37 protein-coding genes and 1 pseudogene are annotated in these 21,969 nt (G+C 34.5%); 4 read left to right on the forward strand and 34 right to left on the reverse strand.

The window, feature by feature from the left end; translation table 11 throughout:
- Positions 1-49: 49 nt before the first annotated feature.
- The 21 genes from DN389_RS27535 to DN389_RS27620 all read right to left on the reverse strand — a co-directional run bounded on the left by DN389_RS27535 (position 50) and on the right by DN389_RS27620 (position 12,476).
- Positions 50-655: a major tail protein gene (locus DN389_RS27535; protein ID WP_149237800.1), complete on the reverse strand. Its 606-nt coding sequence runs from the start codon at positions 653-655 to the stop codon at positions 50-52.
- Positions 656-1,015 carry a tail completion protein gp17 gene (gene gp17 / locus DN389_RS27540; protein WP_149237801.1) on the reverse strand — a complete coding sequence of 120 codons (360 nt, stop codon included), beginning with the start codon at positions 1,013-1,015 and terminating at the stop codon, positions 656-658.
- Positions 1,012-1,446, reverse strand: a complete 435-nt coding sequence (locus tag DN389_RS27545) for an HK97-gp10 family putative phage morphogenesis protein (RefSeq protein WP_149237802.1) — start codon at positions 1,444-1,446, stop codon at positions 1,012-1,014. The genes gp17 and DN389_RS27545 overlap by 4 nt, the downstream gene beginning before the upstream one ends.
- On the reverse strand, positions 1,439-1,762 hold the full coding sequence (locus DN389_RS27550; RefSeq protein WP_149237803.1) for a phage head closure protein: 324 nt from the start codon (positions 1,760-1,762) through the stop codon (positions 1,439-1,441). Before DN389_RS27550 ends, DN389_RS27545 begins: the two co-directional genes overlap by 8 nt.
- Positions 1,759-2,037 carry a head-tail connector protein gene (locus DN389_RS27555; protein ID WP_149237804.1) on the reverse strand — a complete coding sequence of 93 codons (279 nt, stop codon included), beginning with the start codon at positions 2,035-2,037 and terminating at the stop codon, positions 1,759-1,761. The genes DN389_RS27550 and DN389_RS27555 overlap by 4 nt, the downstream gene beginning before the upstream one ends.
- A 20-nt stretch (positions 2,038-2,057) precedes the next feature.
- Positions 2,058-3,230, reverse strand: a complete 1,173-nt coding sequence (locus tag DN389_RS27560; RefSeq protein ID WP_149237805.1) for a phage major capsid protein — start codon at positions 3,228-3,230, stop codon at positions 2,058-2,060.
- Between the two features lie 37 nt (positions 3,231-3,267).
- Positions 3,268-3,978 (reverse strand): head maturation protease, ClpP-related, encoded by a 711-nt coding sequence (locus tag DN389_RS27565; RefSeq protein WP_149237806.1) that lies wholly within the window; start codon positions 3,976-3,978, stop codon positions 3,268-3,270.
- Complete coding sequence (locus DN389_RS27570; RefSeq protein WP_149237807.1) at positions 3,965-5,218, reverse strand: phage portal protein; 1,254 nt, start codon at positions 5,216-5,218, stop codon at positions 3,965-3,967. Before DN389_RS27570 ends, DN389_RS27565 begins: the two co-directional genes overlap by 14 nt.
- A 188-nt stretch (positions 5,219-5,406) precedes the next feature.
- On the reverse strand, positions 5,407-7,101 hold the full coding sequence (locus DN389_RS27575; protein WP_149237808.1) for a terminase large subunit: 1,695 nt from the start codon (positions 7,099-7,101) through the stop codon (positions 5,407-5,409).
- A gap of 1 nt (position 7,102) precedes the next feature.
- Entirely contained in the window at positions 7,103-7,606 is a 504-nt protein-coding gene (locus tag DN389_RS27580; protein ID WP_149237809.1) for a phage terminase small subunit P27 family, read from the reverse strand.
- A gap of 129 nt (positions 7,607-7,735) precedes the next feature.
- Positions 7,736-8,113 carry an HNH endonuclease gene (locus tag DN389_RS27585; RefSeq protein WP_149237810.1) on the reverse strand — a complete coding sequence of 126 codons (378 nt, stop codon included), beginning with the start codon at positions 8,111-8,113 and terminating at the stop codon, positions 7,736-7,738.
- Positions 8,103-8,456 carry a hypothetical protein gene (locus DN389_RS28590; RefSeq protein WP_179955910.1) on the reverse strand — a complete coding sequence of 118 codons (354 nt, stop codon included), beginning with the start codon at positions 8,454-8,456 and terminating at the stop codon, positions 8,103-8,105. The genes DN389_RS27585 and DN389_RS28590 overlap by 11 nt, the downstream gene beginning before the upstream one ends.
- Positions 8,453-8,707, reverse strand: a complete 255-nt coding sequence (locus DN389_RS27595) for a hypothetical protein (RefSeq protein ID WP_149237811.1) — start codon at positions 8,705-8,707, stop codon at positions 8,453-8,455. Before DN389_RS27595 ends, DN389_RS28590 begins: the two co-directional genes overlap by 4 nt.
- Complete coding sequence (locus tag DN389_RS28595; protein ID WP_179955911.1) at positions 8,707-8,877, reverse strand: hypothetical protein; 171 nt, start codon at positions 8,875-8,877, stop codon at positions 8,707-8,709. Before DN389_RS28595 ends, DN389_RS27595 begins: the two co-directional genes overlap by 1 nt.
- Entirely contained in the window at positions 8,877-9,059 is a 183-nt protein-coding gene (locus tag DN389_RS27600; protein ID WP_149237812.1) for a hypothetical protein, read from the reverse strand. The genes DN389_RS28595 and DN389_RS27600 overlap by 1 nt, the downstream gene beginning before the upstream one ends.
- A gap of 353 nt (positions 9,060-9,412) precedes the next feature.
- A complete protein-coding gene (locus DN389_RS28600; protein ID WP_179955912.1) occupies positions 9,413-10,378 on the reverse strand; it encodes a hypothetical protein in 966 nt (321 codons plus the stop codon).
- A gap of 211 nt (positions 10,379-10,589) precedes the next feature.
- Entirely contained in the window at positions 10,590-11,132 is a 543-nt protein-coding gene (locus DN389_RS27605; protein WP_149237813.1) for a site-specific integrase, read from the reverse strand.
- Positions 11,132-11,614, reverse strand: coding sequence for an ArpU family phage packaging/lysis transcriptional regulator (locus tag DN389_RS27610; protein WP_149237814.1), 483 nt, complete (start codon positions 11,612-11,614; stop codon positions 11,132-11,134). The genes DN389_RS27605 and DN389_RS27610 overlap by 1 nt, the downstream gene beginning before the upstream one ends.
- Before the next feature lie 27 nt (positions 11,615-11,641).
- Positions 11,642-11,812 (reverse strand): hypothetical protein, encoded by a 171-nt coding sequence (locus tag DN389_RS28605; protein WP_179955913.1) that lies wholly within the window; start codon positions 11,810-11,812, stop codon positions 11,642-11,644.
- A 115-nt stretch (positions 11,813-11,927) separates the two neighbouring features.
- The gene (locus tag DN389_RS27615; RefSeq protein WP_000645582.1) at positions 11,928-12,050 is read right to left on the reverse strand and encodes a DUF3983 domain-containing protein; all 123 of its coding nucleotides are present in this window, start codon (positions 12,048-12,050) and stop codon (positions 11,928-11,930) included.
- A gap of 30 nt (positions 12,051-12,080) precedes the next feature.
- Positions 12,081-12,476: a hypothetical protein gene (locus tag DN389_RS27620; protein ID WP_149237815.1), complete on the reverse strand. Its 396-nt coding sequence runs from the start codon at positions 12,474-12,476 to the stop codon at positions 12,081-12,083.
- 108 nt (positions 12,477-12,584) lie between these two features.
- Here DN389_RS27620 and DN389_RS27625 point away from each other — a divergent pair, with 108 nt between their 5' ends.
- Positions 12,585-12,773 (forward strand): hypothetical protein, encoded by a 189-nt coding sequence (locus tag DN389_RS27625; RefSeq protein ID WP_149237816.1) that lies wholly within the window; start codon positions 12,585-12,587, stop codon positions 12,771-12,773.
- Between the two features lie 98 nt (positions 12,774-12,871).
- Here DN389_RS27625 and DN389_RS27630 read toward each other — a convergent pair whose 3' ends face one another.
- The gene (locus DN389_RS27630) at positions 12,872-13,231 is read right to left on the reverse strand and encodes a hypothetical protein (protein WP_149237817.1); all 360 of its coding nucleotides are present in this window, start codon (positions 13,229-13,231) and stop codon (positions 12,872-12,874) included.
- 568 nt (positions 13,232-13,799) lie between these two features.
- The gene (locus DN389_RS27635; RefSeq protein ID WP_149237818.1) at positions 13,800-14,174 is read right to left on the reverse strand and encodes a hypothetical protein; all 375 of its coding nucleotides are present in this window, start codon (positions 14,172-14,174) and stop codon (positions 13,800-13,802) included.
- Positions 14,175-14,690: 516 nt separating this feature from the next.
- Between DN389_RS27635 and DN389_RS27640 the strand changes: the two genes are divergently transcribed.
- Complete coding sequence (locus tag DN389_RS27640; protein ID WP_060487471.1) at positions 14,691-15,155, forward strand: hypothetical protein; 465 nt, start codon at positions 14,691-14,693, stop codon at positions 15,153-15,155.
- Positions 15,156-15,372: 217 nt separating this feature from the next.
- On the forward strand, positions 15,373-15,972 hold the full coding sequence (locus tag DN389_RS27645) for an undecaprenyl-diphosphatase (RefSeq protein WP_149237819.1): 600 nt from the start codon (positions 15,373-15,375) through the stop codon (positions 15,970-15,972).
- Between the two features lie 458 nt (positions 15,973-16,430).
- Here DN389_RS27645 and DN389_RS27650 read toward each other — a convergent pair whose 3' ends face one another.
- From DN389_RS27650 to DN389_RS27695, 10 genes and pseudogenes are all read right to left on the reverse strand, one after another.
- Complete coding sequence (locus DN389_RS27650; RefSeq protein WP_098831925.1) at positions 16,431-16,907, reverse strand: hypothetical protein; 477 nt, start codon at positions 16,905-16,907, stop codon at positions 16,431-16,433.
- Positions 16,908-16,910: 3 nt separating this feature from the next.
- Complete coding sequence (locus DN389_RS27655) at positions 16,911-17,426, reverse strand: dUTP diphosphatase (RefSeq protein ID WP_098831924.1); 516 nt, start codon at positions 17,424-17,426, stop codon at positions 16,911-16,913.
- Positions 17,427-17,446: 20 nt separating this feature from the next.
- Positions 17,447-17,920, reverse strand: coding sequence for a sugar ABC transporter substrate-binding protein (locus DN389_RS27660; RefSeq protein WP_149237820.1), 474 nt, complete (start codon positions 17,918-17,920; stop codon positions 17,447-17,449).
- A gap of 25 nt (positions 17,921-17,945) precedes the next feature.
- On the reverse strand, positions 17,946-18,110 hold the full coding sequence (locus DN389_RS27665) for a DUF3954 domain-containing protein (RefSeq protein WP_098831922.1): 165 nt from the start codon (positions 18,108-18,110) through the stop codon (positions 17,946-17,948).
- 19 nt (positions 18,111-18,129) lie between these two features.
- Positions 18,130-18,489: a cell division protein SepF gene (locus DN389_RS27670; RefSeq protein WP_098774645.1), complete on the reverse strand. Its 360-nt coding sequence runs from the start codon at positions 18,487-18,489 to the stop codon at positions 18,130-18,132.
- Positions 18,482-18,760 carry an AbrB/MazE/SpoVT family DNA-binding domain-containing protein gene (locus DN389_RS27675; RefSeq protein WP_149237821.1) on the reverse strand — a complete coding sequence of 93 codons (279 nt, stop codon included), beginning with the start codon at positions 18,758-18,760 and terminating at the stop codon, positions 18,482-18,484. Before DN389_RS27675 ends, DN389_RS27670 begins: the two co-directional genes overlap by 8 nt.
- Positions 18,761-18,763: 3 nt before the next feature.
- On the reverse strand, positions 18,764-19,834 hold the full coding sequence (locus tag DN389_RS27680; protein WP_149237822.1) for a DnaD domain-containing protein: 1,071 nt from the start codon (positions 19,832-19,834) through the stop codon (positions 18,764-18,766).
- Positions 19,835-20,069: 235 nt separating this feature from the next.
- On the reverse strand, positions 20,070-20,330 hold the full coding sequence (locus tag DN389_RS27685) for a group-specific protein (RefSeq protein ID WP_098831918.1): 261 nt from the start codon (positions 20,328-20,330) through the stop codon (positions 20,070-20,072).
- 40 nt (positions 20,331-20,370) lie between these two features.
- Positions 20,371-20,658, reverse strand: a pseudogene (locus DN389_RS27690) (ORF6C domain-containing protein); the annotation flags it as partial.
- On the reverse strand, positions 20,618-20,905 hold the full coding sequence (locus DN389_RS27695; RefSeq protein WP_255451163.1) for a helix-turn-helix domain-containing protein: 288 nt from the start codon (positions 20,903-20,905) through the stop codon (positions 20,618-20,620). The pseudogene DN389_RS27690 and the gene DN389_RS27695, both read right to left, overlap by 41 nt.
- Before the next feature lie 227 nt (positions 20,906-21,132).
- Between DN389_RS27695 and DN389_RS27700 the strand changes: the two genes are divergently transcribed.
- On the forward strand, positions 21,133-21,477 hold the full coding sequence (locus DN389_RS27700; protein WP_098152302.1) for a helix-turn-helix domain-containing protein: 345 nt from the start codon (positions 21,133-21,135) through the stop codon (positions 21,475-21,477).
- 309 nt (positions 21,478-21,786) lie between these two features.
- Here the strand turns inward: DN389_RS27700 and DN389_RS28610 are convergent, their stop codons facing one another.
- On the reverse strand, positions 21,787-21,939 hold the full coding sequence (locus DN389_RS28610; RefSeq protein ID WP_167514909.1) for a hypothetical protein: 153 nt from the start codon (positions 21,937-21,939) through the stop codon (positions 21,787-21,789).
- Between the last annotated feature and the right edge of the window lie 30 nt (positions 21,940-21,969).

Here is a 21,969-nt window from a genome sequence, read left to right on the forward strand (position 1 = left end):
AGTTTTTTCCTCCTAAGTTTAATAAAAAAGAGAGAGCTTGTGCTCCCTCTTACTTTCCTGTTGATGGTGTTGCTGTTTTTTCATATACCTTACTAAACCAAGTATCTCCTACCGTTTTTGTAAATGTAGGTTCATCCGCATCAGCTGTAAATTTTGGTCTATCATCAAAATCACGTTCAATGAATGAACCTTTAAGTTTTGTAGTTTGGAAGTTTGGCTTGTCTTTTTTTGTTTCAGCCTCTTCTTCTTCTTGAGATAACTTCCCTTTGAGTAACCAAACATAACGATATTTACCGTTAGCTTTTAAAAAGCGATAGCCAATTGCTAAATATGGCTTTTCTCCCTCGCGTTTCTCATCTAAAACGCCATCTTTAACTTCTGGATATCCTTCAATATCTGCCTTCGTGGATAGTGAAAGTCCCCTAACTTCAATTTCAACTTCAACTTCACCGTCAGACTCAGCGATTTCCGATTTCTTGTTATCGCTCCACATAATTTCAGAAGCTACTTTTTTAGATGTTTTAACCTTTACAGCACCTTCCATTTTCTTTACTTCTGAATATGAAACCCCACTCGCATCGTCTTTTACTAGCTTTGCATAAACAAGACTATCTACACCGACAGTCGAACTAATTGTAATGATTTCTCCAGCCATCTATAATTCCACTCCTTTCGCGAATCGCATCGCGTAATGAAAAATTTTTGTATCCTCTTCATATAAATCAGCAACCTTATAACGTGAGAAACCAATACTTTTCATGACCTCATTCACTTTTTGATGGATTGCTGTTGTACTACCTTTTGACCAAATATCGATTTGGAATGTGATTTCACTTTCGCTTTCATCATTATCTGCAAATCCATCTGGCCTATTGTCTAATTCGAAAAACGTAATACGTGGGAACTCTTCAGCGTTCTTGGCTTTACGATAATAAACGCGTTTTCCATCTAATAAAGAAACAAGCTCCTGATTATTTTCAAGAGCTTGTATAATTTCAGGGCGTAAATTTATCATAAATTCAGCCTCATTTCATTCTTTAAAATGTCTGTCATAGCACGAATCGCTGCTTCTTTTGAAGAATTAAATCCTGGTTCTATAAAAGGTTGAGCTGGCATTTTAGATGTTCCCCATTCTACAAACTTGCCATAGAAATATGGAGAACGATCCGCTTTATCTATACCGATTTTGATAGTCTTTATGCCGCCCTCCATTTTCGCTTTTGTCACACGGATATTATCGGCTAAATGTTGTCCTGTGCGCCATGGTTCGCTTTTTGTTGATTTTTTAGGGCTATCACTTCTTGGGGCTATTTCAGAAATAGCTTTTTGAATAGGTTCTCCACCTGCCGCAAGAGCTCTATCTTCAATCTTTTCCCCGCGTAGTCCCATTTGATCTAATTCAGTGATTAAACGATCAAAACCTAATAAATCTAAACCATCAGCCATTCATTCCACCACGCTTCCACATGATTGATAACGTGTGTTTTTCAGTTGGAATAACCGAAACAATGTCATAAATCGTATTCTTATATTTGATTTTCATATCAGCATTCACATCTGCGCGAAATCGGATTTCTGTTTCACCCCGAACTTCGCTATTTGCTGCGGCTGCTTCAAAGTATTTTCTTCCTTTTAAAAAAATAAAAGAGCCCCATACAGTAAAAAAATCTTTATATCCTTCTATTGGATCACCATCTGGGCTCTTTGCATCCTCGTCTTTTACTTGGAATGTAAGACGTTTATCTAATTTCCCTGGATTCATGTGGAATCACCTACACAATATTGCAATTGAACTAGTATAGACTGTAAACTAAATGCTAATTGTTCAGCTTTTCCAACCGCTTCACGATTTTCATACCAATGAGAAATTAAAATACGAGCCGCTAATTTAGCAAGCTCGCTCTTCAAATCTACAGTTTTACTTGTTGCATTTTTAATATATAATTCAGCTGCTGCTATGAAAGATGTAATGAGCTCGTCCTCCTCATCACCATCCACACGAAGATACTTTTTTGCTTCCTCTAATGTTAGTACCAAGAAGGACACCCCCTACCTTATTAAGCTCCAGTTTTCGGCGTAACAATAATTTGTCCATATACAACCGCTTCTGTATCCCATGGTGTAACATCCTCACGCTCAATCGCTCGGAACTCAGAAGTATTTGTTCTCCAAGCGTTTCCACCCTCTGTAGTCATATCGATAGATAATTGTTTTCTATCCCAAAGAATAATAGCTTCCTTTAAATTACCAACAATGAAAGGTGCTTTTCCATCTTTATCTGTAGCAATTGTCTTATTTGATAAAGGAATAACTGGTTTTCCTGACAATAACTTACGAGTTGGATTTGTCGGATCTGGTTGAAGAAGTGGACGGCCATCCTTATCTTCTAATTGATCTAAGTAATTGAATCCATCTTGGTTTGTGAAAATATTAGCTCCATCTGCAAAAGCCGGGTCTAATGTAACATTTAATGCTGTTTTAATGCCTTTATAATCCTTAAAATCAACCTTTGTCAATTTGTTAAGTTCTTGCAAAATTAGATAGTTACGAGTAGCAATAGATTTCTTCGCGATCCATTGGCGTAAATATTCCTCTAAAGCTTGATCAGTATCATCTAATAAATCATTCGGTACTGGTAAGAATCCTGCATAATCTTCAATAGCGTAAGATAAACGTTCGAATTCAGGAGAAGCAATTTCTTGCATTGCATTCGGTTTACCATACTCAGATAACGGAGCAAATGGTGTTGATGCCGCTCGTTTTTCCAATGTACGAGATCCCTTATTTGTTGAAACAGGCTGCACGTTTACATATTGCTCTAAGTTATCAACCGTTTGTTTTAGTTGATTAATAGTTGTAGTAATGTCCTCTGGAACAATATACCCACCGTCTTTTCCTGCATTCTCAGATAATGCTGCTTTATATTCATCCATAACGCTTGCTTCTTCACGACTTAAATTTTGACCACGGATAGCTTTCATAAATACTTCTTTGTAAGATGGATCTTCATTGTTAACTGATGCTGGAGGTAGCGCACCTGTCTGTGAATTTACAGGCTCAGGAACTTGAATTTGCTTCATTGCTAGATAGTTATCTAGTTCGTTTTTTGCGTTTTTCGCTTCCTCAATTTTCGCCTTTGCATCTTCATATTTACCGCTATTATTAAACTCTTCGGCCTTAGCTTTTAAGTCAGCAACTTTTTGACGTAACTCTTGTTCATGTTTATCCATTCGGTATTTCCTCCTTGTTTTGGCACAAAAAATAGACCTATAGATTTAACAGGTCTAGTGCATTTTGATTTTTTAATTTTTCATTAAGATCCTTCTCAGAAATTGAAGGGGCTTTTGCTACTACTTTATTAGGTGTTTTTTGATATTTATCAAAGTAATCACTCGTACATGCTGCAACGTCTTTTGCTTCCACAACTTCGATGTTGAAGTATTTCTCAGCTTGTTCACCACTTAACCAAGTCTCGGCATCTACTAATTGCTGAATTTCTTCGATTTCAATACCTTCTTTTAAGTTCTCTTTGTATACATTCATAATTCCAGACTCGATGTTATCCAGGTCTTCTGCTGCTTTTCGGAAATCAATTGCATTTCCAGCTGCATATGTCCACGGTTTGTGAATCATTAAGAAAGCATTAGAAGGGACAACAACACGATCGCCAGCTAGAGCGATTACAGAAGCGATAGAAGCTGCAACACCATCCACATAAACAGTTTTTTGAGCCTTATTTCGCTTTAGCATATTATAAATAGCTAAACCAGCAAATACAGAGCCACCGCCACTATTTACATAGATGTTAAGGTTACTTTTATCATCTAATTGCCCCAAAATATTTTTTACATCATCGGGCATAATGTCAGAATCATCCCATTTCCAGCCTGTATTATTTATGATGTCACCATATATAAAAAGGTCTGCTGACGATTCCGTTTGATTTTTAATAGTAAATACGTCTTTAATTGTCCTCACCTCCTTTCAGCGACAAACCGCCACTGGCTTTCGCTAATTGGTATTCATCCGCAATCTCAATAGATACATGGTTTAGATCGACACGATGCTTATCACCGTATTCTCCAATTCCATCTATATCTTCAAGCTCTAATACTTTATTAATTGAGAAAGCACCAGCATCTAACATAATCTTATAGAATTCTGCTCGTGATTTAGAATCAGCACGTAATAAGCTTGTCAGATTGAATTTTAAATAATATCGTTTTTGCTCATTAAATGAAAAAGATTTGTAAGAAAACTCTTCTTCGTACTGTATAAGAATTGGGCTCAAAGTATTTTGAATAAAATCCAACGCCTGTTGCTCAATATTAGAGAAAGTAGCACGGTCTAACTCATTAATCATGTGCAAAGGAATATTAAAGATATTTGCGATCTCAGCCTTATCAAACTTCATTCCTTCAATAAATTGAGCATCTTTTAAAGGCATTCCAACCTTCTCGAACTCTAAACCAGCATCCAAAATTGCTATTCTTTGAGCGTTATTTAAACCTGTATTGGCTTCTTCCCAAGCATCACGAAGCACATCTTTCGCTTCTTTCCCAAGTGCTTGTTGAGTTTTTAATATCCCACTATGAGCTGCGCCATTTGTAAAGAATTTACCTTTGAATTTTTGCGCTGCTTGCGAGCTACCTATAGACTCTCTTGCAATTTGAATGGGTGGTTTTCCCTTCAAACCATCAGTAGACAATGTAGTGAGATGAATAATATCATGATCCGGTATTTTTACAGGTGTACCATCTGGCAAACTAGTAAAATACCATAGTTTATTAGTCTTTAAGTCCACAGTTGGTGTTGTGACAGCCGGATTTAACGCCCACAATTCTTTTGGCCTGCCATCCACACCCCAATGAATATTGATGTAAGCATTTCCCCATGTATTACGATGTGTTTCGATTAAATGTTTGAATTTAAATGGACTTTGGTAAGGATTTGGACGCCTTTCTAAAACAAACGACACTTGGTGCATCTTATCTCGCTCTCTTCCCTTTGATGTCTTTCTAAAAACCTGAAAAGGAAGCATAGCCACACTATTCGCAAGGATGTTAATGCATCGATAAACTGTCGGAACGCCTAATGACGACTCGACTGTTACCTTTTCACCGCTCGCGGCTTGATAGCCAAATAAACTTTTAAACCAGGGAGATGGATTTTTTAAATTTGTTGTATCCTGGTTTCTAAATAACTGCCGAAAAATCAAAAGTTTCACCTCCTTTCTATCTTCTAATCATTACCACCCCCAGAACTGTTAGAATAATACCTAACAGATACCATCCGTAAATTGGATTAATAAAAAAAGTCGTCCCTATAATAATGGACAACCCTGAAACAAATAAAATATCATCTAAAATATTGATAAAAAACATTAAAAACCGCATGTAATTCCTCCTAGAATGAGAAATCTTGACTTAAAATATATGAATTTAAGTTCATCTCACCAGAATTGAGCATACAACGAACATGTGAGTTTATTACAGCCGCAATCGGATCAATTCTTTCTGTTGCTTTTGATTTGTCTAACATGATGTTTTCGTTAGCATCCTGCCTCGTTATAGCATTACTAGTTGCCCAATTTAATACAGGATTGTTATTGTGAATGACTTTATTTAAATACACTTGTTCTCTGAAGTCTTTTGTAGGGCCTGATAAAGTCGCCATTCCTTGGCGTATCTCTATCATCGTATAACCTTCAGCTTCCATGTCTTGCATAAACTGTGTTGCATTCCATGGATCGGCACATATTTCTTTAATTTTGAACTTATTCTCTTTCTCCATATTTCTGATATGTGTTTTGATAAATTCATAATCAACTACCGCACCAGGAGTTGTCGTGATCCATTTTTGTTGTACCCACAGATCATAGGGAACTTTATCCGTTTGTCTCTTCTCAGCTAACGTATCTTCTGGCATAAAACTATGACTTAAAACAATATACTTATCATCCTTCTTGAACTCAAATGAAATGCTTGTTAAGTCAATTTTGGCTGATAAGTCAACTCCTACTGTACATTCCAAACCTTTTAATTCAGATAATTCAATAGTTCCATCGCAATCTTTCCACTTTTTCATGTCCATATAGCCGTTTTCCTTCATATCAACCCATCGGTTCATATTTTTAGTAAGGAAATTCCGCATTTTCTCTGGCACATCTAACGCTGATTGCAATTCTCCCTTTAAAAAAGAGCACCCTTCTTCATAGCTACATAAAATAGGATTTGCCTTTTCCCAGACATTTGGATTTGTGATTTCATCATCCTTATCTAATTCATTGACCATTACAAAATACTCTTCATTTTCAATATCAATATTCGGATCTAGAATCTTAGAAACATATTGATATTCCACACGATAGCACGGATTATTCAGATTGAATCCTGCCGTTGTAATAATCATCATTAAAGGATTGGGTCGCGCACCTGAACCTGATACAAGAACATCATAAATCTCGGAAGTAGAATGAGCATGATATTCATCAATGATCCCACATTGAACGTTTAAGCCGTCACCAGACTTACCTGCATCTTTTGATAATGCTGAAATAAAAGAGTTTGTCTTTAAATGTTCAATTTTCCCATAAGCGATATTAAATTTCCCTTTTAAATCATCGCATCCATTCATCTGCGCTTTAATCTCATTCCATACAATTTTACTTTGCTCTGTTTTTGTGGCACCAACATATACTTCAGACATATTCTCACCAAAGGCCATCGCTTCATATGAACCAACGCATGCTAAAGATTGCGACTTTGCATTTTTACGACCTACTTGCCAATACGCTTTTTTAAATCGGCGTAATCCCGTATTTCTATGCATCCATCCATAAATATTGCTAAATACAAAGATTTGTATAGAATGTGGTTCGATCCTTTCCCCAGCCAACTTCCCTTTTGTATGTTTAAATAAAGACATCCATTTTAAAAAGCGAAGTGCCTTTTCTTCATTGAAAACATAAGGGAAATCTTCAGAACCTTCACGCTCGATATCTCTTAAAAATCGTTTACAAGCTTGTTTGTGTTTCTGACAGGCAATGACCTCACCACTTAGTACATCATCACAATAATCCAACATCCATTGTCTAATCATGTTATACGTCAAACTCCTTTTCTACGTTAGTTTTCGGTCCTTGTTTTATATTCGGAATTACAATTTTTGCTCTTGCACTTGGTGTAAGACCAAACTCAATAGCCAGGGCCTTCATTTGCTCATGTAACTGTTTCTTCTTTGTGAGTAGTGGATGTGGCACTTTATTGGTTTCAGCCGCCTTATTGGTATATTCAACAAGTAGTCCTTCTTCTCGAATGATCTTGGTGCATTCAACATAGTCAGAAAAAGCATCGCAATAGGTTGCTAGTGCATTTACATCTATGTTTGTAATAACATCCAATTCCAATAATTCACCTGCAATTCGTTTGAACTCTCTCTTAGCAGCTGAATCTAACCATGTTGGTGGTTTTACTTTATCTTTTTTTGCTTGCAACTTCTTTTCAGCCGCTAATCTTTGATCGATTTCTTCTTTTGTTAATCGATTTGTATTTCCTTCTAATAAATGTAGATGAATCGGTTTAGCTTTTCTTCCTATGAGAACCACCTCCTTCAGCCGAACCCCCTTTTATGGAATAAAACGAACTTTTTGCACGGAAAGCTAGGCGGCGGTCTCCAGAGATTCGCCTTTTGCTTTTTCATGGTGGGGGGTTGTTTATGAATTTTTTCTTTTGGATTATTTTCTGTTTTTCTTTTCATCTTCTTTTGTTTTCTTGTTGTGGCAAGCATGACAGAGTGTTTGTAAATTAGTTGGTTCTAATCGTTTTGACCAATCAATACGAATAGGTATGATGTGATCGACTACATCGCCTATCTTAATGATGTCATTGCTTCTACATTGAACACATAAGCCATGATCTCTACGATAAATAAACTCACGCATATCCTTCCACAATCTTGAGTTGTAGAATGAACGTGAGCTTTTGTTTCGTATATGTTTGTCGTAGTATCTTACGGTTTCGTTTTCCTTTTCTAAATGTTTACTACAATACTTATCCCTGGTTAGTTCGTGGCAACCTAATGACTTACAGGGTTTGTATGGTTTACTTGGCATGTGTACCACCTGACGCTTTAGGTATTGTTATACCATCGCATTTAGAACAACGATTACCAGCACCTGTTACTATATCTATTGTTGATTCATAACCGCAATTAAAACATTCACACTTCATTTGGTTTCTATTCTTCCATTTATAAAACAACTTCGCTATATTAAACCCAAGAAGAATAATCCAGAAAGGAGTGAGACAGATGGCAAATGCAATAGAAATAATAAATGTACTTACTATATACACACCGTCATGTTTCTTTCGTTGTCCAACGTCTCTCGCAACTGGATACATTGTAATGGAACTATAAAGTAAACCAATAATAAGATAGGCTAATATCATCATCATTTACTTCCCTCCATCCTCTTCCTCAACCGTTTCATTTCATCCTCGATAGCAAGATTATTTTTATTAATCCGTTCATGACACTTTGCTATATCCGCTTGATGCTTACGAATCTTATCGTTCACATACGCAGCAACATGTTCACGGTCACAATGAGGACATATGAAGTAGCACTTCTCAATACGATTAGGAAGCTGTGCTACTTGTGGTTGCATATCGTATTCCTTATTACAGTTAGAACAGTAGACTTTCATTACTCATCTTCCTTTTCAATTAGATGTTCAAGACCTTCTAAAGCTTCTTCACCATTCACATATATCGTTACATTTCTTAAAATAGTAATTACATCATCTAATGATTGAATTTTATTCGGATCAATCTTATATTGCTTTAAAGGTTTAAATGTTATTGTTTTACCTTCCATCATTTATCACCCCTAGCTAATCTCAAGAACTCTTTCAATCCATCCACAACTTCTTGATTATTCTCTACAAGTTCACCTTTAACATAGATGTCTCCATTACCCTTAAGAGATATAATCACTTGACCACCAGCATGAAAGTCAATGTTTTGATTTACATCTTTATCAGAAAAAAATACAGTCATCTTTCATCCCTCCAAAATAAAAAAGCACCCGAATGGATGCTTTTCTTTCAATTATTAATTTATGTTTTAATTACGGTACGTGAAGTTTTATTCTTCTTCCAATTACCTAATGTTGTTACAATCATCTGCCCCAACATTATTAAGTAACTGGAAGAAGAGCAAAAGCTCTTCCTAATCGCGGTATCATTCAATCGTTACCATCTGCTGGTTTCGGATTTTTTATCATGCCGCAAATATGAAGCCGTTTAGAATTCAAAAAACAACATAGCGAGTTGTGTTTTCCGCCACTTCTCACAATACAAATATATCACGTTGATCCCAAAACAACCGGCACACTTCCTGCCAAAAAGCGGTCACGACTCTGCCACTTTTTTTATTGGTAATTTATTTTTATCAAAGACCTTTAAAACAGTAGCTGCCTTAAGTATTTGAAAAAGTTTCAGCACATCACTTTTACTAATCGAATCATAATCATGAAGACCATGAGCAATTGTATTTCTATTCAATTTAAAACTTGTATATTGAGTATCGAACATTTTTCTAAAAACCCGAATAACCGATAATGAGAAAACTTTGAACATAGGATCTTCTTCTACATTTTTATATCTTTCAGGGTGAACATTTGAACGTAAGCCTTTTACATACTTCGTTTGATCAATTCTCTGCTTATCTTCATTTATTGTTCCTCTATACCAAGATGTCATAACATATTCCAATGTCGCAAATAATGGAAATGTACACAATTTATATAATCCAGCTTTATACGCTTCATAAGCTTCATTAATAAGGGTAGTATGAAACTTATACATAGGATCTTTATTAATTTCCGATATGTACACCTCAAGTTTTTCTTCAATATATTTTGGAACTTTTTCAAACTTTAATTCCCTATCTTCTATAAGAGCAAATAGTTCCATATCAAGGCACCAAAAGTTTCGTTCATACTTTTTTAAAAACTTCTCTACATTCCTTGCATCTTCTTCTAAATCCTGATTTATTGCTTCCCAATCTATATCACTTAACACATTATTTATCGCTTCTGACATCATCAATAATGATTGATTAACCACATTTCTAAATGATTTAATTGTGTCATTTAGAGATGTGGCATGTACGGTGAACATATCATTTTTCAATTTTACTGCCTCAAATATCTGTTGTCCCATCGCTCTCGCTCTTTTGTCCCATTCAATTATTTCAGACAATTGTTCTTCTCTTGTTTTAGGTATCGCTAAACCTTTTTCAAACTCAAATTTTAAAGGTTTACTGTCATTATTTTTTGAGTTCTCTTCCTGCTTAGATTCAGTGTATCTTTCCATAAACTACTCCACCTCTCTTTATCTATTATTTTATCATCAAGGTAAATCTTGTTAAAAACATTTATTCTCACTTACCCATATCTTATATTGTGTGTAACTGACCCCTTCGCTGAATCCCTTGGTATCATTGATTTCATTTAACTTTCTCTTTTGAGTTACACAGTACGAAATTTATGAGTAACTGTATAGTTTTAAAAAGAAAAAGCAATGCTTAGATTTTAAACCTAGTCATTGCTTTATCCATTGCATCTTGGTTTACACCTATATAACGTAACGTGACCTTCTCTGACGAGTGATTGAATATCTCCATGAGTAATACTATGTTTTTTGTTTGCATGTACATATGATACCCGTACGTCTTTCTTAGTGTATGTGTTCCTATTTCATCTAACCCAAACTCCGCTGCCGCTCCACTTAGTATCTTATATGCCATACTACGACCAATCGGACGATTACTCCCTTGTCTACTTTGCAATAAGTACTCATTATCTTCTCTTTCTTCAATAAACCATTTAAGTTCTCTTTTCAGTGCTGCCGTAATTTGTATTCGTTTCTGTTTCCCTGTTTTCTTTTCTCTCATAGATATATGACTACCTTTGACATCTCCTACCTTCAATTTCAAAATGTCCGAGATTCTCAGGCCTGTATTGATTCCCATAATGAAGAGAATGTAATTACGTAAGCTCTTTTCCTTAAAATAATCTTTCAGCTGTTGTATTTCTTCTGGATTACGTATAGGCTGAACAAAATTCATTATTCATCCCCTCCAATTTCTTCTGTCTCATAAACTTCTAATCTGAGAGCAAAAGCAAGTTTATAAAACACTCTGGCCTTAACGCGTCGATAAGTACGCTCACTCATGCCAATTTCGTTATAGACCATATAATCACATACATCTTCATCTTCTAAATAACGCTTAATGATGATGTTTCTTTGATCCTTTCCTGCACGCCCATTTCCCAAACGACTAAGGAACTGATCAATACGAAATGACGTTTTCTTAATCCACTCTTCTCGTTCACTTTGTTGTATATTAGCCATCGCTACATCTTCTAATGGCTTTCCTACATCGTTTGTAGGTCCGTGATATCTAATTTCATAAGAAGGAGTGACTTTCATTTCTTCACGCATCATTCCAAACTGTCTATATAAACGTACATTTTCAAGAACACCCTCTAATTTTTTCTGCGTTGCTGTTCTGTCGATTTTCGGTAAGAAAGATAATTGTTTAGTCATGTAAGACCACTCCTTTTTATTTTAAAATTACTTTTGTCTTAAAGCTCCACGTCTACGTTCGTAACAAGGTCTATGCATTCCCATTAAATCCTCGATTTCACGAGTACTTAATTTCTCTTTTCGTTTTTTCTTAGCTTTCTTTTTCGCTTGATTCGATTGCTTTTTCCATTCACGTAGCTGATCCTTTAACGGCTTCATTTCCCCATCTCCCTTTTCAAAATAAAAAGGACACCTATTCCTAAAACAGCTTTAATTGCTGCTTTAATGAATTGGTGTCCTCTAGTTTTCTAGCCGGACTGTATTCTGTTTGCATTCACTTTAAAATACCAGCTTGTACAAAAATGTTTCTCCAAGCTTTATTGACTTGATATTTCTCCACATCTTTTGCACGACGAGCAATTGCTTTTCTAATTTTTCTTTTCTTCAAAGCTTTCATTCTACCAACCTCACTTTAATAAGGATTATTTTAATAAATATCAGTTGACACAATTACAGACGGCTCTACATTGATTTTTATTAGTTTTCTATAGTACACTTCACCATTAATAACGATGGATGTTTTTCTTGCCTCTTTATATAGGAGATTCCGTTTTTTAAAATCACCCTCAGATATCAGTTTCCAAACCTTGACATCATCCATTGAATTTCTTAGATCGTCAGTATCATAACGCATCCATTTCCAAAACATTTTTTCTAACCACTCGTCCAACTCGTTATGTTGTACGAAAACGTAAGATGTATCACCACAGTCACATTCTTCAAATACAAAGTAATACTTAGTTAAATAATCGTTTTGTTTATTCTCCACAAATTCTTTAAACGCTCTCCAATTGCTCTTTAATCCCATATCGAATGTTTCCAAATCAATCTCTCCTTTCTCTCCAAAGGATTATTTTGTTGAATTTTTACTACCAATCACCAAAAAATATCTTATAATCGTTATATGCAAACTTTTTTAGGAGTAGATAAAATGCCAGTTACACTCGAACTTATTCTTTTCATTCTTATAGCAATTAGTGCTGTTGGCTATTTGATAAAAGAATCTCAAAAAACTAAGAAAAGAACTCTTGGAATTTTACTAGAACTTTTAGTTCTTTTCTGGTCAATATGGAGAATATCGACTATCATAATCCAAGTTTTAGAATATAATCTCTCATGAATAAAACTCAATATTCCGTCAACACTATAGATGACACGGTAATCTTTTCTCCTTGTTCCCCCTTGGAGATGAGCAGTTAGCTTTTGCTAGCTGCTCTTTTATTGCTTTTCCACCTCAACCCATTCGCCATCATATATCATCCAACCACCATGATCGTACAATTCTTCTTGCATTTTCCTTTTACTTTCCTTCTCCCTTTCGATACGTTCTATAATTTTTCTTAATGATTCCTGTGCATTTATATAATCGCTTTCCAGCTTCATTATTTTCTTTTCACTATCTTCTACATACCTTATATGAGCTTTAATTCTTTGCCCACTCCATTTAGTTTCTTGAATCGGCATCGCCCAATGAATTATCCCTGTATCCTTCGTTAGTTGTTGGGCCTCTTCACAAGCCTTAAAATAGTCTTCATGAGTTTCCATTAGCTCTACACCTAAATAAACTCCGTATTTCATATCAATTCCCCCTCGAATAAATTCCTAAACCTTGTCCATACTATAAATACACTTGAGTTCTGAACTTCCTTCTTAATGCTTTTCTGGAGAGCGGTTAGCTTTTGCTAGCTGCTCTTTATTTGTACAAGGTACTCAATTAACTGACGCACATATAATATCCTGAGTTCCTTTCTTTATAAAATAGTCGTTATAAAATGAGGCTCGTCACGAGAGCACTTTACTAAGTGCTCTTTTTATATTCCAACTTAATACAAAATGAAATTTTTATTTAGTTTTCTTACCTGCATAATATTTTGATATTTGTTTATACTATAGTTGTAACTTTTTGTTACAACATATATCCGTATCGATTGTAACTTCTAAAATTGTACAACGAAGCAGTTAGCTATTTCGGCTAGCTGCTTTGTTGTTTAAAATGAAGTTTTTGTCCAAGTTTTTCACTATTTGATAAAATAAACATAATAATAGTTAATGAAAAGGCATTTATATTCAACCTCCTGAGGAGCACTTTAATTAGTTGCTCCTTTCTACATATACAATTTAGATACCAAATAGCGTTTTTGTTTAACTATAACTTTTTATCAATCCCTACCCCTATACATCGGATATCTACCACTGTACAAGGCAGATACATCTTTTTCGCTTTTAAAAACGCCTTAACAGCCTCAAATGCTTCTCTGTCTGTTTCTGGTCCCTGAACATCGACAAAAAATTCTTTCTTAGATTCATCTTCCTGGATCAATACATTCCATACATTCCCGGTTTTTTTATGGTGATAAAAGAAATTCTTCTCCCTATGTTGATACTGGACACCTTCTTGTTTCGGATAATATTCGAGGAAACTATCTCCGCAATGTGGACAGTATGCGATATCCGGAACACTAGAAAATTGACCTATTTTGAATTTGAATGAACACATTTCACATTGAAGACTCAGAGCCATTCCCATTCCCCCTTTTCTCCCAAATAACGATTTTATCTAAATCCATTCACTAACCTCATACTTTGACATACAATAATAGTGCCTTTCTATATAATGTGAGCTCGTCACTGTCGTTATAATGAGGTATAAGGAGCGCTCTCGATTAGCGCTCTTTTTATTTAAATAAAGATTTTGTTATAAAATTTCACCTATCTAAAAAACATACATACAATATCTTGGGTATCCTTTTTCAACATTAGTTTTGGTCAGAGCGCCTTCCTCTCAAGGCGCTCTTTAATTTTCAAATAAGGATTTTGTTAAAAAACTGCACATTTATTAAGAACATGCATAAAATATAATGTGGTATTCTTTTTCAATATTATTGTTTATCCGAGAGCGCCTTGAATGGCGCTCTTTAATTTCTAAATAACATTTTTAGGTAATTACGAGAGCGGATTTTATTATGTTGTACAAGCACTACTTCACTTTATTAAATAGACTATATAGATATCTAAAAGAAGGGAGCTTTAAATTCATATGGCTGATTACTTTTATAAAGATGGTAAAAAATATTATAAAAACCAATCACATTCCAACAATCAAAAAAACAACTGTTTTATTGAAACTCATACGATAGCTGGTTTTGCAGAAAATACAAATGGAAATATACCTGTGTCTGTTTTCCTTCAAACCACCGCTCCACAAACTGTATTTGAGGATTTTACAAACAATCATAATAAAACATTAATTCAGTTATTCGTTGTCGGTATGAGTGCACCCGTTCAAGTAACTATTCTAACAAGAAGATCTAGCGTACCAATTACTACTACATTACAACCTGTTCAAACAAAAATATTTCAAGTTGAAGATTTTCAAAGTCTTACTCTTACAAAGCAGGAAGGTTCTAATAGTGAAGTTAGTTTATTTGTTCAAAAAACATTTTGTATATGCTGTAACGATAATAACGATTCATGTGATGAATATTACCACGAATGTAATTGATAGATTAAATCACCAGAAGAACCCTTTATATAAAGGGTTCTTTTCCTTTCACTCCCCTCATTTCCTCGTTTTTTATTAAAATAACTATTTTATTAAAAATCTTTAATGAGCTAATCCTTACAGTTTTGTAAGACTACTGTCACTAAAATCAATTTTTTCACTATAAACTCTTTACTATAATTTTCCTTATACACAAACAATAAGGAGCGATTTAAAAATGTCTTTTTCTCAATTAAATATTGATGCTTTTCGAGCCATCAATGATTTAGGGAAGCAATATTCATCCCTAAACTCCACTATGGTATTTTTAGCGGAATATATGGTGTATTTTTTAGGTTTAATTATTATGGCTTATTGGTTTACTCAATCTAGAAAAAACAAAATGATGATTATTCAAGCAATAGTTGCTTTCATAACTGCTGAAATAATTGGAAAATTAGCAGGGAATTTGCATTTGAATTATCAACCATTTGCAGTATTACCTAATGTTAATAAACTTGTCGATCATGCAGTAGATAATTCATTTCCTAGCGACCATACGATTCTATTTTTTTCAATTTGTTTTTCATTCTGGCTTGTTCGTAAAAAGGCTAGATGGTTATGGCTTGTACTTGCATTCTGCGTAGCTATTTCTCGTATTTGGGTAGGAGTTCATTATCCTTTCGATGTCATAACAGGAGCTTTAATAGGAATTATTTCAGCACTATTTTCATATTGGTTAACACCGAAAATTACATTCATCAAACAATTACTTAATCTTTACGAAAAAATAGAACAAAATGTAATACCCTCCAAAAACAAGTCGAAAAACTTTTGATTAATCTCACAAAGCTAAAAAGATTACATATATTACCGAGTATTTTTCCATATTGTCTTGATCGAAGAGCGCTCCCTTGGGCGCTCTTTAATTTTAAAATAACGCTTTTATTAAGTTTTCTTTTTTAAGGCTGTTTTCTAAAATATTGTCGTTTTTTAATAGACTGATAATTGATACTATTGAAATTCCTGCTATTATAGAATGTATATCAATTAAATACGCAAAGGAGGAAAGATAAAATGAATGAAATCTTACTCGTATCTATTTTGGTATTTCTATTTTTGACATACAAATTTATCAAAGTATTTAGAACTAAGGAAGTTCCCAAAAATAATAAAATTATCGCTTGGTCTATATATGGGTTTTGCTTCGTTGGATTGATTACAGTAAATATACTATTTTAGTCAGACCTCTATTACGAGGTCTTTCATTATCTATTTCTTAATAAAATTCAAATTTTAAAAGAATGCTAGTTGACCCCCAGGTCTTTCTAACAATGAAACACGTTCCTGCTCTGGCGTCTCTTTAATTTCTTCTTGCTCTGCTGCTAATTCTTCAAAATTAGCAAACCAATGTATTGGAAAACATCCGCATAATTTTTTACGTTCACGATCATGCCAGAAGAAACAATGATTACCCTTAGGCTTTATAATGTAATCCTTAAGCGATTTATTTTTATAACCTTTTGTTCGCCAAATCAATTGCGCTCTATACAGTAAACCTTTATCTAAATTAGGCTTATTAACTTGCGGCTCTGGTGTCCAAACCTCTTTTTCGACAACTTGGAATCTCTCTGCTGGGTAACATCCAAAATGTGATTCTTTACGATTAAATTTGCTGACAAAGTAATGATTTGGCTTTGCTGGGAATAAAAAATATTCTTCATTCATTCCCAACAAAGCTGAATGGTCTACATCTATGCATATACCTTTCATTGCTTAATACCCGTTATTCTGACGTTGATGGTTTACTTTGTTCTTCTTGCAATAGCCTTGCTCAATTTCTTCAAATGTGAACCCTAATTTCTTACCTAATCCTAGGAAGGAATACAGTAGCTCTTCATATAGCTCCATATCTTGAGTTGCACGAAATTCCGATACAGCTTCATATACATTGTTAAATTGATTGACTAACGAACTTGCTGCATAAACTTTTGATTTAAGCTCTAACATTTCCAAATTATACTTTTTAGAATTAAACCCAATGCCATTTCCTAATGATGCTATAAAGTGCAACCCGTCTACATATTCCATTAAAATGACTTCTTTTTCACTAGGACCTTTATTACTCCAATGCTTAAAGCATCTTGTTTCATTTGCAAGTTCTCCAATTTCAACCTGTAAAGCAAGGATCATATTGTAAAATAAATTTTGCCCTTCCAATCCATGTTCCTTGACGATTCTTGTATCTAATGCCTTTTGCATTCCCATTATTCTAGTTAAGTTCATTTTCATTCGCTCCCTCAATAATTTAATTAAACAACTCTTTTTTCCGTTTCTAGTAAACAATTAAGCATGTATTCTAAACCGAACTGATCCAGTATTAATGTTGCTAATTCAATTTGATGCCTTCCCAATCTGTTAGCTATATCCTCAATGCTGAATCTTTTTTTCCATAAATCCTTAAAACGTTCTATATCGTCCTCATTCCATATAAAATCTACTTCTTCTAAAGCAATATAGACGTATGGTGGTATTTCTTCTTTCTTTTTATTCCGAATACTCTTATCGCCAATTTCCCCTAAACCCATTTTCCGTTTATGAATTTTAAGCCTATCTATCTGATCTACAACAAGTGCCGCTACTTCTATTTGCTTTCTTTTAAACCTTTTGGAAATCTCTAAAATAGTGTAGTTACTATTCCAAAGCTCCCGGAATTGGAACACCTCTCTTTGATCCCATAAGAAATCCACTTCTTCTAAAGCAACCTCAACTTTAAAAGCCGACATTTCAAACACTCCTTTAAAAAGCTAATTACTTTATCATTTCATTAGAAGTGGTTTTAACATGACCAACCTTACCGTTAACCCAAATTACAACTTGTTCACCAAAACCACTTGCTGGTGGATTAAATGAAAGGACTTCACCATCCTTTACCACAAGAAGTTTATTGCTTGTTACATCAATTTCTTTTTTCATATGTCCCTCTCCCTTTTTCTCACTTCAAGTACTTAACAACATCAGGCTTGAAACCACTTCCTAAATAAATCCTTACCGGAATAGCTTCCTTTTTATCTCTAGCCGCCTTACACAATTCCTCCGCTGTTTCCCAATTACAAGAGCTATCAATTGACCGTTCATATCGCCAAATTGCTATTGCATACTGTTCAAATAATTCATAGCGATCATCTGGATTCGTTTTACGTGGTAACTCATCTGTACATTTTGCATTCTTAGGAACATGAACCCGTACATCTGCATATGTAGTGCGTCCAGTTCCCCTTTTTACATTTGCTTTCATTACATCGAACTCGCAAATTGCTGGCTCTACATCGAAAATATTTAATTGCTTAGGCATGTACCTTCACGCTCTTTTCAAGAAGGTACAGTAATTCACTTGCCCCTTCCTTGCTCAAAAACATTCGACCACCAAGCAATTCCATGTTTGATTCGGAAACTTCACCTGTTACAAAGCATGACTTTTCATGTTTTCTTAAAACGATGTTTTCCCCATCAACATGAAAGTCTAGTGCCGTTCCTTCAGCAATTCCCAAAGTTCTGCGTAACTCTACCGGAATTACTACACGCCCTAGTTCGTTTACTTTTCTTGCAACACCTGTGTTTTTCATACCTTACTCCCCTTTAGTATTTTTATATTTATTTAACAACTCATCTAAACGCTTTTGGTTATCCTCAGTACCCTCACTTTGAGATTTCTGTGGTTGCTGTATTGGCTCATCTTCTTCTTGCTCACGTAACCAATCAGGTACAACTTCCGTTCGTTTTGAATAACCTTTACCAGTACGTTTATTTTTCCCCTTACTCATTTCAAATCGAGTATCTAGTGCAGCAACATCATTTAATGTTTTTACTTTTGCCTTTTCCCAACTACTTAAAATACTGCGGATATATCTCCACTTTGGTACATTCTCATCAATCGCTTTATTAACAGCGTGAGTAATTAATTCATTACCAAATCTATCGCAAAACTCACCTAATTCTTGGATTGCAATCTCACTTAATGGAATTCCTTTTTTAAGTAAAAAGTTGTAACTGATTTTAAATTCTTGATCAATTAATTTCTGAGAAGAAGTAGCATTATCATCATCATTTATATTTGTAGTAATCTCTGTAGTAATATTTGTAGTAATCTCTGTATTTGTCTTACGTTTTAATGTAAGAGACTCTTCCGTTTTATCATAAGAGGGTGTTTCTTTAGAATGTAAGACCCTCTTACTCTCTGTTGTAATAGGGCTGTTACGTTTCAATGTAGGAGGGGTGTCATTTCCCCAATACATAACGGATATTTTCTGAATCATTTTAGGTATAGGTTCAACATACATAACGTTATTGCACCTTGTCCCGTTAACAACAATCGTCCTAAATTCAATTTTTATAAGACCACGTTCTTTTAAAAAGTCACACGCGTCTTTTACTTGCCTTTTTGTAAATCCAAATGAATCGGCTAATTGTTGATAACTCTTTTGAAGCATGTCTGCCTTGAACTTTTGTTTATATTGAACTTGACTAGACTCTTCACTTCTTACTTCAGTAGGTTTATACCAATAAACGAATTCCCCTAAGATAGTAATTGCAACAATATTAGGTTTGCCATTATCTAACGTAAGTGTTTTAAACCACCCATGATCTATAACATTGCCACGAAAATTTATTTGTCCTATTTGTAATACCTTGTTGTTCATAGCCTTCACTCCTTTTCATAAAACCAATGTGCTATTTTCCTGCTTTCCGTGATATACTTATAACAAATTGTTTTTCTTAAAGGACCCACTGCCATGGGTCTTTTTACTTTGTTCTACGTCACTCCAAGCCCACCGTTTTATTGGTTCGTAAGTAATGTAAAGCAACAATACACTGCATGCGATAAACGTTGCGAATACTCCTAACGATGTTGTATCTTCCACTAAATCACCTCCTTTATCTTTCAGATAGCCATTGCAATAGAAATTCTTTGGCTTTTTGGGATGGAAAGTACCATTTTGAGCCAACTTTAAATTTAGGAAACCTTGGATCAAAGAAGAATTCTTTTTGAATCGTGTTCCAGCTCATACAAGTTCTTCTTTTTAATTCATTCGTATCCCAAAATACTAACTCTGCATCGATTTCTTTAACTTTTTCTTCAACTTTTGCTAGATAAAGAGTTCTTACTTCTTTTTCATCGACTTGAACACTAATCATTTTTCGGATCTCCTTTTCTGTAAAATTTTAATTTTGTCTATTAAGAAATATAATCATCTAATGAACTAGGTCTTTCTGGCGGATACCATCCTGCGATAAATCGCATAGCATTTTGATAATATTTCCTTGGAATTTTATCGTATTTAGCTACACCAAAATGTCTTTTCAGTGCGCCGTATATTCCCTGATACGATGCATTAACATAACCTTCTTTTTTAAGTTCAAAAACACGTTGTTTTACTTTTCGTTGCACAGCTCCTTTGTGTTGCTCAGTAAGCCATAGTTCGTTATCTACTAGAAATTTCATTTTCTTTTCCCTCCGTTCCGTCAGTTGTCATCTCGACAACATTTTGAGCAAAAAAAAGTTCGTTTATTGATACTCCAAGTGCATTTGCTAAGGTTGGTATCTTTTCAGCATCTAATCTTCTCTTGCCATTTTCTATAAAAGAAATAGCTGAAGCGTGGCTGAAGTCAAGCTTCTTAGCTAGTTTTTCTTGTGTTATATTTTTTTGTTTGCGAATATCTCGGACTCTGTTTCCAAATGTCATATCCGCCTCACCTCCCTCGGTTGTCATTTTGACAACTCCTTGATTTCATTATAGGTTGTCATTTCGTAAATGTAAACCCTATTTTGTCATTTTGTTAAAAATATTTTTACAGATAGTGAAAAGTTGTCAAAAAGTATATATACTGTAATTAAGCAAAAGTTGTGCAATGCACAGTAAAGCAGTGTAATACACCTTCAAATAAGGAAATGCACATTAGTAATGGGATATTATTTATAAAGGGGAATAATAAAATTATGAACTTAAACGAAAGATTGAAAGCGTGTCGCGAAAAGAAAGGTTACACACAGACTTTCATCTCAGACAAATTAGACGTAAACAAAGCCACTTTATCTAGTTATGAATCAGGAAGACGTAAACCTGACTACGAAACATTAACTAAACTAGCAGACATATACGAGGTTTCTATTGATTACTTATTAGGAAGAGCTATGCATCAAAAACTAACGGTTAAAGAAACAGAAGAGATAAGTAAAGAGACTAACGAATGGATGACGCTGATCAACCAACTTTCAGAGGACAACAAAGAGTTATTTAAATCAACAATTCAAAGCTTTATATCTAAAAATAAAACTCCGTGAGACTAATAATTGTCTACGGAGTTTTATTTTACTTTTTTTCTGTATTTGATAATTCTATTAGCATTTCACGGAGATGTTCAATATTTACCCCTTCAACTTTCTCCATTAATAATAATTCAGACACTAACTTCTCCATAATACGTTGTCCCCCTCAAAATGTTTATTTATCAACTTTATTAAGCCTAATTTGGAAAGTATTTGACCATACGGTCGATTCGCTTCCATTCCCCTTAAATTAGAAATGACACTATCAATTGTTGATAGTGTCATTTCTTTTATCTATTGAATTCCCATTATGTTGTGACAGAATCAGCCGCCTGTCCCGCCAGGATCAACTTGCATATATAGTACAGGCTGTTCTACTTTCGCAACCTGCTGAGTATCTTCTGTTTTTACTGCTGTAAAAGAAAAACAAGCTACAGCGGCAATTGCTAAAATCGATTTAATAATCTTTGATTTCAATCATTTCACCACCTTTATGTATGGCTCCAT

The organism is Bacillus sp. AY3-1 (assembly GCF_008368785.1).
Taxonomy (GTDB): domain Bacteria; phylum Bacillota; class Bacilli; order Bacillales; family Bacillaceae_G; genus Bacillus_A; species Bacillus_A wiedmannii.